The organism is Janthinobacterium sp. CG_23.3, assembly GCF_046115965.1.
Taxonomy (GTDB): Bacteria; Pseudomonadota; Gammaproteobacteria; order Burkholderiales; family Burkholderiaceae_D; genus Janthinobacterium.
Window position 1 is genome coordinate 111,554 of sequence record NZ_JBJXIB010000002.1, and the last position, 14,600, is coordinate 126,153.

General features: G+C 64.0%; 17 protein-coding genes. 8 read left to right on the top strand and 9 right to left on the bottom strand.

Annotation, left to right across the window (positions count from 1 at the left end):
- Positions 1–41: 41 nt before the first annotated feature.
- Both ACFDR9_RS01900 and ACFDR9_RS01905 read right to left on the bottom strand, forming a co-directional pair.
- Positions 42–224 (bottom strand): hypothetical protein, encoded by a 183-nt coding sequence (locus tag ACFDR9_RS01900; protein ID WP_017879261.1) that lies wholly within the window; start codon positions 222–224, stop codon positions 42–44.
- A gap of 104 nt (positions 225–328) precedes the next feature.
- The gene (locus ACFDR9_RS01905) at positions 329–496 is read right to left on the bottom strand and encodes a hypothetical protein (protein ID WP_157407004.1); all 168 of its coding nucleotides are present in this window, start codon (positions 494–496) and stop codon (positions 329–331) included.
- 343 nt (positions 497–839) lie between these two features.
- Here ACFDR9_RS01905 and ACFDR9_RS01910 point away from each other — a divergent pair, with 343 nt between their 5' ends.
- The 3 genes from ACFDR9_RS01910 to ACFDR9_RS01920 are packed head-to-tail and all read left to right on the top strand — an operon-like array spanning position 840 to position 1,909.
- Positions 840–1,202 (top strand): YqjD family protein, encoded by a 363-nt coding sequence (locus ACFDR9_RS01910; protein ID WP_409029867.1) that lies wholly within the window; start codon positions 840–842, stop codon positions 1,200–1,202.
- A gap of 39 nt (positions 1,203–1,241) precedes the next feature.
- Positions 1,242–1,616, top strand: a complete 375-nt coding sequence (locus tag ACFDR9_RS01915) for a phage holin family protein (RefSeq protein ID WP_026133500.1) — start codon at positions 1,242–1,244, stop codon at positions 1,614–1,616.
- Positions 1,613–1,909, top strand: a complete 297-nt coding sequence (locus tag ACFDR9_RS01920; RefSeq protein WP_409029868.1) for a YqjK family protein — start codon at positions 1,613–1,615, stop codon at positions 1,907–1,909. The genes ACFDR9_RS01915 and ACFDR9_RS01920 overlap by 4 nt, the downstream gene beginning before the upstream one ends.
- A gap of 21 nt (positions 1,910–1,930) precedes the next feature.
- On the opposite strand, the gene proC is transcribed toward ACFDR9_RS01920, so the two are convergent.
- Complete coding sequence (gene proC / locus ACFDR9_RS01925) at positions 1,931–2,776, bottom strand: pyrroline-5-carboxylate reductase (protein WP_409029869.1); 846 nt, start codon at positions 2,774–2,776, stop codon at positions 1,931–1,933.
- A 25-nt stretch (positions 2,777–2,801) separates the two neighbouring features.
- On the bottom strand, positions 2,802–3,503 hold the full coding sequence (locus tag ACFDR9_RS01930; RefSeq protein ID WP_409029870.1) for a YggS family pyridoxal phosphate-dependent enzyme: 702 nt from the start codon (positions 3,501–3,503) through the stop codon (positions 2,802–2,804).
- Between the two features lie 84 nt (positions 3,504–3,587).
- Here ACFDR9_RS01930 and ACFDR9_RS01935 point away from each other — a divergent pair, with 84 nt between their 5' ends.
- The 4 genes from ACFDR9_RS01935 (at position 3,588) to ACFDR9_RS01950 (ending at position 8,517) form a co-directional block, all read left to right on the top strand.
- Positions 3,588–4,631 (top strand): type IV pilus twitching motility protein PilT, encoded by a 1,044-nt coding sequence (locus ACFDR9_RS01935; RefSeq protein ID WP_017879268.1) that lies wholly within the window; start codon positions 3,588–3,590, stop codon positions 4,629–4,631.
- Positions 4,632–4,648: 17 nt separating this feature from the next.
- Positions 4,649–5,785, top strand: coding sequence for a PilT/PilU family type 4a pilus ATPase (locus ACFDR9_RS01940; protein WP_017879269.1), 1,137 nt, complete (start codon positions 4,649–4,651; stop codon positions 5,783–5,785).
- Positions 5,785–6,279, top strand: coding sequence for a glutathione peroxidase (locus tag ACFDR9_RS01945; RefSeq protein ID WP_409029871.1), 495 nt, complete (start codon positions 5,785–5,787; stop codon positions 6,277–6,279). Before ACFDR9_RS01940 ends, ACFDR9_RS01945 begins: the two co-directional genes overlap by 1 nt.
- Before the next feature lie 153 nt (positions 6,280–6,432).
- Positions 6,433–8,517, top strand: a complete 2,085-nt coding sequence (locus ACFDR9_RS01950) for a putative bifunctional diguanylate cyclase/phosphodiesterase (protein WP_409029872.1) — start codon at positions 6,433–6,435, stop codon at positions 8,515–8,517.
- Positions 8,518–8,536: 19 nt separating this feature from the next.
- On the opposite strand, the gene glcF is transcribed toward ACFDR9_RS01950, so the two are convergent.
- From glcF to ACFDR9_RS01970, 4 genes are all read right to left on the bottom strand, one after another.
- The gene (gene glcF / locus ACFDR9_RS01955) at positions 8,537–9,790 is read right to left on the bottom strand and encodes a glycolate oxidase subunit GlcF (protein ID WP_409029873.1); all 1,254 of its coding nucleotides are present in this window, start codon (positions 9,788–9,790) and stop codon (positions 8,537–8,539) included.
- A gap of 6 nt (positions 9,791–9,796) precedes the next feature.
- Positions 9,797–10,879 (bottom strand): glycolate oxidase subunit GlcE, encoded by a 1,083-nt coding sequence (gene glcE, locus ACFDR9_RS01960; RefSeq protein ID WP_409029878.1) that lies wholly within the window; start codon positions 10,877–10,879, stop codon positions 9,797–9,799.
- 23 nt (positions 10,880–10,902) lie between these two features.
- Positions 10,903–12,393, bottom strand: a complete 1,491-nt coding sequence (locus tag ACFDR9_RS01965; protein ID WP_017879274.1) for an FAD-linked oxidase C-terminal domain-containing protein — start codon at positions 12,391–12,393, stop codon at positions 10,903–10,905.
- A gap of 117 nt (positions 12,394–12,510) precedes the next feature.
- On the bottom strand, positions 12,511–12,873 hold the full coding sequence (locus ACFDR9_RS01970; RefSeq protein ID WP_017879275.1) for a glutaredoxin family protein: 363 nt from the start codon (positions 12,871–12,873) through the stop codon (positions 12,511–12,513).
- 444 nt (positions 12,874–13,317) lie between these two features.
- Here ACFDR9_RS01970 and ACFDR9_RS01975 point away from each other — a divergent pair, with 444 nt between their 5' ends.
- Positions 13,318–14,073, top strand: a complete 756-nt coding sequence (locus tag ACFDR9_RS01975; protein ID WP_409029874.1) for a thioesterase II family protein — start codon at positions 13,318–13,320, stop codon at positions 14,071–14,073.
- Between the two features lie 33 nt (positions 14,074–14,106).
- On the opposite strand, the gene ACFDR9_RS01980 is transcribed toward ACFDR9_RS01975, so the two are convergent.
- On the bottom strand, positions 14,107–14,367 hold the full coding sequence (locus ACFDR9_RS01980) for a hypothetical protein (RefSeq protein WP_409029875.1): 261 nt from the start codon (positions 14,365–14,367) through the stop codon (positions 14,107–14,109).
- Positions 14,368–14,600: the final 233 nt, after the last annotated feature.

Sequence of the window (14,600 nt, forward strand, 5' to 3'; positions counted from 1 at the left end):
CGTTTTTTGCCGGCGCAGCTGGCGCCCGCCGCAACGACGGCTTAACCCCAAAGCGCGCAAATCCGCTCCCAACGATCGCAGGCGCCGGGAACGCCGTCCGCGCACTCGCTTAACAGGTCGCCGCAATAGGTATCGCTAGGCCGGGCCGTCGCGCTACCGCTAAAGGCGGCGGCGAAACCGACAGAGACGAAAAACACGAACACAGCTTTTTTGACAGAGATCATTGGTATTCCTTGGAAGTGAATGAATCGACGAAAAACCTCGGTGGTGCGGCAGAGTGAATTCTTGATTAAGCATGCAATATTCGAATAATTGGTTTTGCCGCGGGCTAGATCGTTTGGCAGACCCGCGTCCAGTGCAGGCAGGCGGCGCTATTGCCCTCGATGCAATCGCCCATCAGTTGCTCGCAGTATTCGAAGTCACGGGCCTGTGCGATACCGCCGGCGAAACCGAGGGCGACGAAAAACACAAGCATTGCTTTTTTAACAGAGATCACGATTGTTCCCTTTGCTTGAACGAAGACGATAAAAAAACCAGGTGCAGACCTAAAATTTTAGCATTGAATAAATATTTATAATTCGAAAAAGTAATATAAATATAATATTTCAAGATAGGCAGGGCGCAGCGAAGAAAAAATCGCCGACGCGCTCGTTCACGTCGCCTCGGACGGAAATTGCAACAATCCGCGCATTTTCCGGCAGCGCGGCGAACCGGGCCTCGCTGTACAATTTCAGACGGCGCGCGGCACCCGGTCCGCGCGATTGAGATGGCGCAAAGCGCCGGTTTTTCCGGTCCCTACACTGATCTTTCCCTGTCCTTTTTCTTCGATGAGGTAATACATGAATTCAACCCAAACCAGCAATGGCGGCGACAGCGGCGCCGACCTGAATGCGCACGCCGGCGCCGGCGACGCCCGTGAAAAGCTCATGAGCGACATGAAAAACGTCATCCATGACGCCGAGGACTGGCTCAGCAAAACGGGAACGCGCAGTGGCGAAGAAATCAACGCCGTCAAGGAACGCTTCGAGCACACACTGCAAACGGCGAAGACCGACCTGATGAAGCTGGAGGCGAGCATGATGGCCAAGGCCAAGCTGGCGGCCCAGGCCACCGACACCTATGTCAACGACAATCCGTGGAAATCGGTGGGTGTGGGCGCGGCGGTCGGTATCTTGTTCGGTTTGCTGGTTGCGCGCCGCTAACACCGGCAAGCGCCTCTCGGCCTAAACAAAAGGTATTCCATGGCAATCGGACACACATTGGGCAGGATGGCGGCCACGCTGGTGGCGATTGTGCAGACGCGGCTGGAACTGGCGGCGGTGGAAATGGAAGAGGAGTCGCTACGCTTCCTCGGCTACCTGGCGCTGGCGCTGCTGGCGATGCTGTGCCTGGCCATAGCCATCGTGCTGGCGGCCTTCCTCGTCATCGTCCTGTTCTGGGACACGCACCGGATCGCCGCCATCGTCGGCGCCGCCGGCGGCTTCGCCGCGCTGGGTCTGATCATCGGCATGGGCGTGCGCGCCAGCTTCCGCCACAAACCGAAACTGCTGTCGTTTACGCTGGCCGAGTTGCACAAGGACGTGGCGAGCATGAAAAGCCTGGGGGAGGCCCGGTGAGCGGCCGGCTGTTGGCCAGGCGCGACGCGCTGATCGGCAAATGCGATCGGCAGCGCCAAACCTTGGCGGTCGAAGCGAGAAACCTGCTGGCGCCGCTGGACCGCGACCACCTGCGCGCGACCCTGGGCGCGCGCCTGAAAATACCGCTGATCCTCGGTGGCGCCGCGCTGGGCTTGCTGGCGACGCGCCCGAAACGCATCCTGCCGATGCTGATGACCGGCGCCGCGCTGTGGAAAAGCGCCCGCGGCGCGCTGCCGCTGGTGCAGCGCATCGCCAGCCGCTTCACGCGATAGCCCCAACAAACCACGGCTGGCTCAGGCAACCCCGCCCAGCTCCTCGCCCATTTCCTTGCCGCGCTGCGCGGCCGCCCTCACCGCCGCCTTGATCGCCGCCTTGACGCCGCTGTCCTCCATGCTGGTCAACGCCGCGTAGGTGGTGCCGCCCTTGGACGTGACGCGCTCGCGCAGCAAGGCCACCGGCTCGCCCGACTGGGCCGCCAGTTGCGCAGCGCCAACGAAGGTCGCCAGCGCCAGCTGCGTGCCCTGCTGCGCCGTCAGGCCCAGCTCGGCCGCCGCTTCCTGCATCGCCTCGATGAAGTAAAACACATAGGCCGGGCCGCTGCCCGACACCGCCGTGACCGGGTCGATCAAGGCTTCGTCGTCCAGCCACACGGTGGCGCCGACCGCCTTCATGATGGCGTCGGCCGCGTCCTTTTGCGCGGCGTCCACGCCGGCGCTGGCGACCATGCCGGTGATGCCCAGGCCGATCAGCGCCGGCGTGTTCGGCATGCAGCGCACGATGGCGGCGTAGCCGCCCAGCCAGCGCGACAGGTCGGCGCCGCGGATGCCGGCGGCGATCGACAGGATCAGCGCTCGCTTGGCGCCGCCCAAAAACGGCAGCAGCTGCGCCGCCACTTCGCGCATGCTTTGCGGCTTGACCGCCAGCACGACGACGTCGCAGGCGCCCAGCGCCGCGTCCGCCGCCGGCGCGGTGGTGACGCCGAACTGGCCGCTCAGCCTGGCCAGCGAGGCGGCGTTCGGGTCGACCACGTGGATGTTGCCGCCCGCGGTCAGCTTGCCGGCCAGGCCGGCGATCAGCGCCGCCGCCATATTGCCGCCGCCGATAAAGGCGATTTTCAATTCAGTGTTGCCTGTGTTCATGTTCCGTCTCCGTTGCTGTGTATGGTTAAGAGTAATCTCGCGAGCCAAAGATGGCGCTGCCCACACGCACGATGGTGGCGCCCTCGACGACCGCGGCGCGCATATCGGCCGACATGCCCATCGACAAGGTGTCGAGCGCCAGCCCGTCGCCGCGCAACTGCTCGTACAGCAGGCGCAACTGGCGGAACGCGGCGCGTTGCCGCTCGAACTCGGCGGCCGGCTCGGGTATCGCCATCAAGCCGCGCAGACGCAGGTTCGGCAACGCGGCGACCTGCTGCGCCAGCGCGCGCAATTGCCCGGGCGCGACGCCGCTCTTGCTGGCCTCGCCGCTGATGTTCACTTGCAGGCAAATATTCAGCGGCGCCAGTCCGGTCGGGCGTTGCTGCGACAGGCGCTGGGCGATTTTTTCGCGCTCGACCGTGTGGACCCAGTCGAAATGCTCGGCGATCGGCCGCGTCTTGTTGCTCTGGATCGGGCCGATGAAATGCCACTCCAGCTTGGCCCGCGGCACGGCGGCGGCGACGGCGGCGATCTTGTCGATCGCTTCCTGCAGATAATTTTCGCCGAACGCGCATTGGCCGGCGCGCACCGCCTCGACCACCGCGTCGGCGCCGAAGGTCTTCGAGACGGCCAACAGGGCGACGCCTTCCGGCGCGCGGCGCGCCTCTCGAACGGCGGCAACGATACTATGATGGACTGCTTGCAAGTTCTGCTCGATTGTGGACATAATCATTTTGCGGGGTAATGTAAAGCAATACCGGTGAACAGGACCGGGCCTTGCGCCCCTTCACTGCAGGCACAGGGATTATAAATGGACATTTCCGAACTACTCGCATTCTCCGTCAAGAACAAAGCCTCCGACTTGCACCTGTCGGCCGGCCTGCCGCCGATGATACGGGTGCACGGCGACGTGCGCCGCATCAATCTGCCGCCGCTGGAGCACAAGGACGTCCACGGCATGATTTATGACATCATGAACGACGGCCAGCGCAAGGCCTACGAGGAAATGCTCGAATGCGACTTTTCCTTCGCCATTCCCGGCCTGGCGCGCTTCCGCGTCAACGCCTTCAACCAGGAGCGCGGCGCCTCGGCGGTGCTGCGCACGATCCCGTCCAAGATCATGAGCCTGGAAGAACTCAATTGCCCGCGCATCTTCACCGACTTGGCGCTGAAGCCGCGCGGCCTGGTGCTGGTGACGGGGCCGACCGGCTCGGGCAAGTCGACCACGCTGGCGGCGATGGTGAACCACGTCAACGAAACCGAGTACGGCCACATCCTGACGATCGAAGACCCGATCGAGTTCGTGCACGAGTCGAAAAAATGCCTGATCAACCAGCGCGAAGTGGGACCGCACACGCTCTCGTTCAACAACGCGCTGCGCTCGGCGCTGCGGGAAGACCCCGACGTGATCCTGGTCGGCGAGCTGCGCGACCTGGAAACCATCCGCCTGGCGCTGTCGGCCGCCGAAACCGGCCACTTGGTGTTCGGCACCCTGCACACCTCGTCGGCCGCCAAGACCATCGACCGCATCGTCGACGTGTTCCCGGCCGATGAAAAGGAAATGGTCCGGGCCATGCTGTCGGAGTCGCTGCAGGCGGTGATTTCACAGACGCTGCTCAAGACCAAGGACGGCAGCGGCCGCGTCGCCGCGCATGAAATCATGATCGCCACGCCGGCCATCCGCAACCTGATCCGCGAAGCCAAGATCGCCCAGATGTATTCGGCGATCCAGACCGGCAGCAACGTCGGCATGCAGACGCTGGACCAGACCCTGACCGACCTGGTGCGACGCAACGTGATCTCGGCCGCGGCCGCGCGCTCGGCGGCCAAAACGCCGGACAATTTCCCGGGTTAATCATCAAGGACCACACCATGGAACGCGACCAAGCTTCAAAATTCATGTTCGACTTGCTGCGCCTGATGGTCAGCAAGCACGGTTCCGATTTGTTCATCACGGCCGGCTTTCCGCCCGCCATCAAGATCGACGGCAAGCTGACGCCGGTGTCGACCCAGGTACTGACGGCGGCCCACACCACCGACCTGGCGCGCTCGATCATGAACGACAAGCAAACCGCGTCGTTCGAGCTGAGCAAGGAGGCCAACTTCGCCATCAGCCCGGGCGACCTGGGCCGCTTCCGCGTGTCCGCCTTCGTGCAGATGAGCTGCGTCGGCATGGTCTTGCGCACCATTACCACCGAGATCCCCAAGCTCGAAGCGCTCGGCCTGCCGGCGGTGCTGCAGGAAGTCGTCATGAGCAAGCGCGGCCTGGTTATCATGGTCGGCGCCACCGGCTCGGGCAAGTCGACCACGCTGGCGGCGATGGTCGGCTACCGCAACGAGAACAGCTACGGCCACATCATCACGATCGAGGACCCGGTCGAGTACGTGCATCCGCACAAGAATTGCATCGTTACCCAGCGCGAGGTCGGCGTCGACACCGACGACTGGGCCACTGCGCTGAAAAACACGCTGCGCCAGGCGCCGGACGTCATCCAAATCGGCGAAATCCGCGACCGCGAAACCATGGACCACGCCATCGCCTTCGCCGAGACCGGCCACCTGTGCCTGGCCACGCTGCACGCCAACAGCGCCAACCAGGCGCTCGACCGCATCATCAATTTTTTCCCCGAGGAACGCCGCCAGCAATTGCTGATGGACCTGTCGCTGAACCTGAAGGGCATGATCTCGCAGCGCCTGATTCCGCTCAAGGAAAGCAAGGGCCGCTGCGTGGCCATCGAAATCCTGTTAAATTCACCCTTGATCTCGGACCTGATCTTCAAGGGCCAGGTGCACGAGATCAAGGAGCTGATGAAAAAATCGCGCGAACTGGGCATGCAGACTTTCGACCAGTCGCTGTTCGACCTGTTCGAGGACGACAAGATCAGTTATGAAGACGCCTTGCGCAACGCCGACTCGGTCAACGATTTGCGCCTGTCGATCAAGCTGCAAGGCAAAGCCGCCCAAACCCGCGACCTGTCGGCGGGAACGGAACACCTGGGAATTATCTGATGACGACTGCGAACACCATGTTGGACCTCAGCGCCGACAGCCTGGCCGGCGCGCCGGTGGCATTGAACCAGTACAAGGGCAAAGTCCTGCTGATCGTCAACACCGCCAGCAAATGCGGCTTCACGCCGCAGTACAAGGGGCTGGAGGAAGTCTACCAGCAGTTCAAGGACCGGGGCGCGGTGGTGCTGGGCTTTCCCTGCAACCAGTTCGGTGCGCAGGAGCCGGGCAGCGCCGCCGACATCGGCAGCTTTTGCGAAAAGAACTTCGGCGTCACCTTCCCGCTGTTCGCCAAGATCGACGTCAACGGCGCCGCCACCCACCCGCTGTTCGCCCAGCTGAAGAAACAGGCGCCCGGCCTGCTCGGCACCGAGGCGATCAAATGGAACTTCACCAAGTTCCTGGTACGCAAGGACGGCACCGTCTACCAGCGCTACGCGCCCACCACCGCCCCGGCCGAGCTGGTGGCCGACATTGAAAAACTGTTGGCGCAGTAAAGCAGCAGTCGGCGGCGTATTTTTTTGCAATCGTTTGCAGTTCGGCACGCCTTTCACCCGCCTTTTCGGTGATAATGCTGGCAGATTTAGCGTGCCGAACCGGACCAGACAACGATGCCAGTATTGCGGAAAATCATAGAGGCATGGATGCGGATGGGAATCTATTCCCGCCTGTTCACCCCCATCTTCTTCCTCATCGTCGCCGTCTCGGCGGTGCGCTACAAACTGCTGATCGACGCCGAAACGGCCAGCGTCAGCGCGCGCTACCGCGCCGAGGCGCAGCAAATCGGCAAATACCTCGCCGCCACGCTGGTGCCGATCGCCGGCGAACGCGACGCCGCCGCCTTCCGTGCCATCCTCACCAGCGCGCTGCCGCTGAACGGCGACATCGCCAGCATCGGCTGGGACGGCCCGCGCCAGCACCTTGACATCCACAACCCGACCGCGCCGCGCCCGCTCTACCCGGACTGGTTCGGCGCGCTGACCGGCCTGGGCGAACTGCGCACCAGCTTCCCGGTCGCGCTGCAGCCGGGCGGCAGCGGCACGCTGTCGCTGCGCTTCGCGCCGACGCTGCCGGTCAACCGCATCTGGGACGCCCTGCTCAAGCAGGCCGGCATCAGCGCCATCAGCATCTTGCTGATTTATTTGCTGCTGGGCCTGATCCTGGCCGCCAACCGCCACATGCTCAGGCAACTGGCGCTGGCCGCCGAGCGCTTCCAGCACGGCGACTACAGCGCGCGCATGGACGTCGGCGGCACGCCCGAGTCGCGCGCGCTGGCCGGCACCTTCAATAACATGGCCGCGCAGGTGCAGACCCTGGTGAACTCGCTGCGCGCCAGCGAAACCAGCCTGGGCGACCAATTGGCGCAAACGGTGCAGATGCAAAGCGCGCTGCAACAAATGTCGTGGCAGAACTACCACGACGTGCTGACCGGGCTGCCGAACCGCACCGCGCTGGCGGCGCGCTTCGAACAGGAGCTATTCCTGGCGCGCGAGCGCCAGCACCTGCTGGCGGTGTGCCTCATCGACCTCGACCATTTCAAAGGCGTCAACGACCGCTTCGGCGCCGAGTCCGGCGACGACATCCTCAAGCAGGTGGCGGCGCGGCTGCACGTCTTCGCCGGCCAGCAACACTATGCGGCGCGCCTGGCCGGCGACGAATTCGTCCTGCTGCTGGCCGGCCAGAGCGAGCTCGACGCGGTCGAACGCGGCGTCGCCCAGTTGCTGCGGGAGCTGGCCCAGCCCTACCAGTGCGACGGCCAGACGCTGACGCTGTCGCTGAGCGCCGGCGTCGCCGTCGACGCCGGGCGCGAAAGCAGCACCGAGACGCTGCTGCGCCACGCCGACCACGCCGTCTACCAGGCCAAGCTGAGCGGGCGCAACCGCTACCACTTCTTCGACGCCGGCCTCGACGAGGAGGTGCGCACCCACCACAACCAGCGCACCGAGATCCGCCAGGCGCTGCTGGCCGGCGAATTCCGCCTGTACCACCAGCCGAAGGTGAACATGCGCGCCGGCACCGTGGTCGGCATGGAGGCGCTGCTGCGCTGGCAGCACCCGCGCCGCGGCGTGCTGGCGCCGGTGCAATTCCTGCCGATGGTCGAGCACACCGACCTGATCATCGACATCGGCGAATGGGTGCTGCGCCAGGCGCTGTGGCAAATGCAGCGCTGGACCGCGGCCGGGCGCCACTGGGTGGTCAGCGTCAACATCGCCGCGCGCCACTTCCAGCAGCCCGACTTCGTCTCGCGCCTGAACGCCATCCTGGCCGAATTCCCCGGCGTGCGCGCCAGCATGCTCGAACTGGAGATCCTCGAATCGTCGGCGCTCGACGACATCGAACACGTGCGCCGCGTGATGACCGCCTGCCAGGCGCTCGGCATCACCTTCGCGCTGGACGACTTCGGCACCGGCTATTCGTCGATGTCCTACCTGAAGCGGCTGCCGGCCAACATCCTGAAAATCGACCAAAGCTTCGTGCGCAACATGCTCTCCGACCAGGACGACCTGCACCTGGTGAGCGCCGTCATCGGCTTGGCGAAATCGTTCAACCTGGCGGTGATCGCCGAGGGCGTCGAAACGGTGGCGCACGGCACCCGTCTGATGGCGTTGGGCTGCGACCTGGCGCAGGGCCACGGCATCGCCCGGCCGATGCCGGCCGACGCCGTGCTGAAGTGGGCGGCCGGGTTCGCGCCGGCGCCGGCGTGGCGCGCCGTGGCCGGGCGCAACGCCGCGTAAGCTCAAAAACAGCGGCGCCTCAAACGGCCGGCGCCGCCAGCGCGTCGTCGATCAACTCGATCCAATGCTTGACCGGCGTCTCGGTGCCCGACTGCAAATGCACCTGGCAGCCGACGTTGGCCGAAACGATCAGCCCGGCCTCGGTGTCGGCCAGAGCGGCCAGCTTGCGGTCGCGCAGCTGCAACGCCAGCTCCGGCTGCAAGATCGAATAGGTGCCGGCCGAGCCGCAGCACAAATGGCTGTCGCCGCACAGCCGCACGTCGACCCCGGCGGCGCGCAGCAGGCCTTCAACCTTGCCGCGGATCTGCTGGCCGTGCTGCAGGGTGCAAGGCGGATGGTAAGCCACCCGTTGCGCGGCCTTGCCGGCGCCGCCGCCGGCCAGCTTGCCGGCCAGCTCCGCCTGGAACTGCGGCAGCACCTCGCTCAAGTCGCGCGTCAGCGCGGCGATGCGTTGCGCCTTGGCGGCGTAGGCCTGGTCGTGCGCCAGCAAATGGCCGTAATCCTTCACCATCACGCCGCAACCGGACGCCGTCATGACGATCGCCTCGACCGCGTCGGCGCCGGCCACATACGGCCACCAGGCGTCGATATTGCGGCGCACGTCGTCCAGCGCCGCCTCCTGCTCGTTCAAATGGTGCCGCAGCGCGCCGCAGCAGCCGGCCTTGCGCGCCACCAGCAGTTGCACCCCGAGCGCGTCGAACACGCGCGCGGCGGCGGCGTTGATGTTCGGCGCCAACGCCGGCTGGGCGCAGCCGGCCAGCACCAGCATCTTGCGCGCGTGCGTGCGCGTTGGCCAGCGCCCGGCGAAGGCGAGGCGCGGCAGCTTGTCCTGCATCGGCTTCGACAGCACCGGCTTGACCAACTGCCCGGCCCGCAGCGCCGCCGTAAACAACCACCGGCGCGGCAAGCCCTGCTTGAGCACGAAACGCATCGCCCGTTCGGCCAGCGGGCGCTGCACGCGCTGCTCGACAACCTTGCGGCCGATGTCGAGCAGGCGCCCGTACCGCACCCCGGACGGACAGGTCGTTTCGCAGTTGCGGCAAGTCAGGCAGCGGTCCAGATGGGTCTGGGTCTTGACCGTCACCGGCTCGCCCTCGAGCACCTGCTTGATCAAGTAAATGCGCCCGCGCGGGCCGTCCAACTCGTCGCCCAGCAACTGGTAGGTCGGGCAGGTCGCGGTGCAAAAACCACAGTGGACGCAGGCGCGCAGAATCGCTTCGGCCTCGGCGCCCTCGCGGGTGTGTTTGATAAAATCGGCGAGATTGGTTTGCATGGTCGGCTAACTTAACAGATCCGGCTGAACGGATACGGCGGGGTACATCCGCCCCGGATTGAACACCCCGGCCGGGTCGAACGCCAGCTTCAGGCGCTGGTGGATGCCGGCCACGGCCGGCGCCAAGGGATGAAACACGCCGACACCCTTGTCGCCGCCGCGAAACAGCACGGCGTGGCCACCGGCCGCCGCCACGCTGCCGCGGATGCCGGCGGCGGTGGCGGCGTCGCCGCCGGCCTTCAGCCAGCGCTGCGCGCCGCCCCACTCGACCAGGTGCTCGCCCTTCAAAATAATGGCGCTGGCGGCCGGCGGCAGCGACAGGCGCCACAGCGGGCCGGCGTCGGCGAAAAAGGCGTGGGTCTGCTCGCGCAGGCTGGCCCAGAACGCCGCCGCGTCGGCCAACTCCTCGCCGCCCAGCTCGCGCCGCGCCGCCGCCACCGCCGCGTCGGCGCCGGACAGGCGCACGCTCAGCGCGCCGTCGTGCCAGCAACTGGCCGAGATCGGCAGCGGCCGGCCGGCCCATTCGTTGAGCATGCGCAGCGCCGCGATTTCATCGGCTTCAAAGCGCAGGCTGGCCACGCACAAGGGCAGCGGCAGCACCTTCAGCGATACCTGCAAAATCAGCCCCAGCGTGCCGAGCGATCCGGCTAACAGACGCGACACGTCGTAACCGGCGACGTTTTTCATCACCTGCCCGCCGAAGGTCAGCACCTCGCCCTTGCCGTCCATCAGCACCGCGCCCAGCATGAAGTCGCGCACCGCGCCGGCGCTGGCGCGGCGCGGCCCCGACAGCGCGCTGGCGACGACGCCGCCGATGGTCGCGCCCGGCCCGAAATGCGGCGGCTCGAACGCCAGCATCTGCCGTTTCTCCGCCAGCGCCGCCTCGATCTCGGCCAGCGGCGTGCCGCAGCGCGCCGTGATCACCAGCTCGGTCGGCTCGTAGTCGACAATGCCGGCGTAGGCGCGCGTGTCGAGCAGTTCGCCGGCCGGCGCCTGGCCGTACCAATCCTTGGTGCCGCCGCCGCGCAGGCGCAGCGCGGTGCCGGCGGCGCCCGCCGCCAGGATGCGCGCCCTGAATTGTTCGATCATCTCTTGCACACTCGCTCCAAATCTTAAAAACGCGGCAAATGCGCGAACTTCAACTGACCGCCGGCCACATGCATCTTGCCGAATTCGGCGCAGCGGTTCAGGGTCGGAATCGCCTTGTCCGGATTCAGCAGGTAGGCCGGGTCGAAGGCGCGCTTGAGCGCCGTGAACGCGGTGATTTCCTGCGCCGTGAACTGGACGCACATCGAATTGATCTTTTCCATGCCGACGCCGTGCTCGCCGGTGATGGTGCCGCCGACCTCGACGCACAGCGCCAGGATCTCGGCGCCGAAGGCCTCGGCGCGCGCAAACTCGTCGGGCTGGTTGGCGTCGAACAGGATCAAGGGATGCAGGTTGCCGTCGCCGGCGTGGAACACGTTGGCGCAGCGCAGGCCGTACTTCACCTCCATCTGGGCGATGCCGGTGAGCACCTGCGCCAGCCGCTTGCGCGGAATGGTGCCGTCCATGCAATAGTAATCGGGTGAAATGCGGCCGGCCGCCGGGAAGGCGTTCTTGCGCCCGGACCAGAACTTCAAGCGCTCGGCCTCCGAGCCGGACACCGAGATGGCGCTGGCGCCGGCGCCGCGCAGCACCGCCGTCATGCGCGCGATCTCCTCCTCCACCTCCTCGTGCGTGCCGTCGGCCTCGCACAGCAGGATGGCGGCGGCGTCGAGGTCGTAGCCGGCCTTGACGAAGGGCTCGACCATGCGCGCGCTGGTCTGGTCCATCATCTCCAACCCGGCCGGGATGATGCCGGCGGCGATCACGTCGGCCACCGCGTTGCCGCCGGTGACGATGTCGCCGAACGAGGCCATGATCACGCGCGCCGTCGCCGGCTTGGGGATCAGCTTGACAGTGACCTCGGTGACGATGCCGAGCATGCCTTCGGAGCCGATAAACACCGCCAACAGGTCCAGGCCGGGCGCGTCGAGCGACTCGCCGCCCAGCACCACCACCTCGCCGTCCATCGTTACCATGCGCACGCGCAACACGTTGTGCACGGTCAGGCCATACTTGAGGCAATGCACGCCGCCGGAATTCTCGGCGACGTTTCCGCCGATGGTGCAGGCGATCTGCGACGACGGGTCGGGCGCGTAGTACAGGCCGTGCGGCGCGGCGGCGTCGGAAATGGCCAGGTTGCGCACGCCCGGCTGCACCACCGCCGTGCGCGCGTAGGCGTCGACGCGCAGGATGTGGTTCAGGCGCGCGGTCGACAGCACCACGCCGTCGGCGATCGGCAGCGCGCCGCCTGACAGGCCGGTGCCGGCGCCGCGCGGCACGATCGGCACGCCCAGCGCGCGGCACACCTTCAGCACCGCCAGCACCTGCTCCTCGTCGTCGGGCAGCGTGACCACCATCGGCAACCGCCGGTAGGCGGCCAGGCCGTCGCATTCATACGGGCGCGTGTCCTCGGCATCGGCCAGCACGCAACGCTGCGGCAGCACCGCCAGCAAAGCGGCCACGACGGCTTGTTGACGGGCCGCGCTGAACGCCGCACCGGACGGGGTACTGCTCATTGGAGTGGGAAAGGCGTGGTCATGCCACGATTGTAAGCACAAACGCGGCTCACCGGAGGATTCTTCCGCAGCAACGCGTCTAGTTCATGCCGCGCCATCAAAACCAGCGCACGGATATTAGTCGCTTAACTTTTTCAGGGCCGCGCCAATCGCGCCGGGATTGAATCCCTGAATGCGCCGGTTGCCGATCAGCAGAAGCGGCACGCCGCCGCCACCCAACTTGGCGAACTCGGACTTCGCTTGCGGCGATTGGTCGATATCGAGATCGGTAAAGGGAATGTTGTTTTCCGCGAAATGGGCGCGCGCCTTGGCGCAGAAGCCGCAGCGGGTGGTGCCATACAACACCACCTTGACGTTTTTGTCGGGGAAGTAAGCGGCGTAGTCGCCTTCGGTATAGGCCGGCTTGAGAGCGGCCGGGAGCAGAGACAAACCATAGCCGGCGCCCAGTCCCAGCGCCACGATCAAGCCATAGCCGGCCAAGGTCTTAATTCTATTCTTTAGCATTGTCATCCGAGTCCTTAAGTCTCACGGAACTGTCGATAGCAGCCGCCTTCCAACGCTCGCGACGGCGCATAGCCACCAATTGAATCATCCAACAAAAATGCTGAATAAGCAAAATTGTTTTCCATTTAAGTAAAAGATAGCGTGATCACTATGCCAAGTCAAGCGGAATAATTGCCCGTTCCGAAGTGACAATCGGTGACATTTCCTCCGCCTGACTTCCCCACCAGCGCGGATTTCGCAACGCTTGGCGCGTCCAGCCAAGCCCTTAAGCACGCACGCCCCTTGCAGGGAAAATATTGATTTATTTACACGTAAACAGTTCCGGCCATAGCGCATTCCTGAGACAATAGCGTTCTATTCCGCCGCCCCCAAGTCTGGACGGGGCGGTACGGCCTTGGATTGTATATTTTAAGAAGAACGATGAAATCAGACTCTTGGTTAGGACGGGCAACTGGCCCGCGGCGAAAATTCCGATTGTTTTGCTTCGCCTACGCGGGCGGCTCGTCCAGCATATTCTCGCGCTGGCAAGACATGGTCTCCCCTGACATAGAGATTTGCGCAATCAGACTGCCCGGTCGCGGCGCGCGGTTTAACGAAAAGCCAATCAGGTCGTTTCCCCAGTTGATTGAAGTGCTAGCCTATGTGATCAAGGACAATAGCGACCTGCCCTTCGCCTTTTTTGGCCATAGCTTAGGCGGCTTAATTGCATTCGAACTGGCACGGCATTGCCTCAGAAATAGCATCCCGCCGCCAACAATGCTATTCCTTTCCGCCTCTTCCGCGCCGCAATTACTTGACCTCAAAGAAAAATTCTCCGACCTTGCCGACGACGAGTTGATCGAAAAACTCAAAGCTTATAACGGCACTCCTATCGAAATTTTGCAAAATCGAGAGTTGATCGGACTGTTCCTGCCGCCCATCCGAGACGATTTTTCTCTTCTTGAGAGTTTTCAGTATAAACCGTTCGATAATTTTGACATCCCTATCACCGTACTAGCCGGAAAACTAGATAAAGAAGTCTCACCGGAGAAAATTTTCGGATGGGCGGAAGAGACTGCGGCGGCGTGCAATTTCAACTGGTTTGAAGGAGATCACTTTTTCATCAACACCGAGAGTGAAAAAGTTCTGGAAACGTTGAATTTGGATTTAACCAGGCTACTTAAAACCTGTTACTAGCTCGGAAGTCGTATCAATTCGACGACAGCTTGCTCACTTCGCGGCCATCTTGAACGGCAATATGGAAATGAATTGATCAGCTGCATGCATATCTTTTAATTTGTCAAACGCATTGTCGAACAACGGCGAATCTACGGCGTAATTTTCCACTTTTAACAACCTGGCTAGTGCCAAGAGCAACCATTCGCCGCGAGAGAAATAGGCATCCAGGATATCCCGATTGTACAGCCACATTTGCAGGCAGGATGCGGCGGCATGGCAAGAACAATATTCCTCGGCGAGTTCGAATACCACAGGCGATTTCAAACGGCCCCTATCGGATCGCGCCCCCTCGTCCTGCACTCTGTTCAAGATCGACGCAAGAGCCTGGGCGATCCGGTCGGAGAAACCGAGCAGCTTATCGACCAGTAGGCGGTTGCCGACGGATTGTTCTTTGTGACTGTTCAGCCGCTATGCGGCAAGCGGGATAGGATTACCGTTGAAGGCCCGGAGCAGAACCTCAAGCATGCCATGGCCTTGCTTGCGTA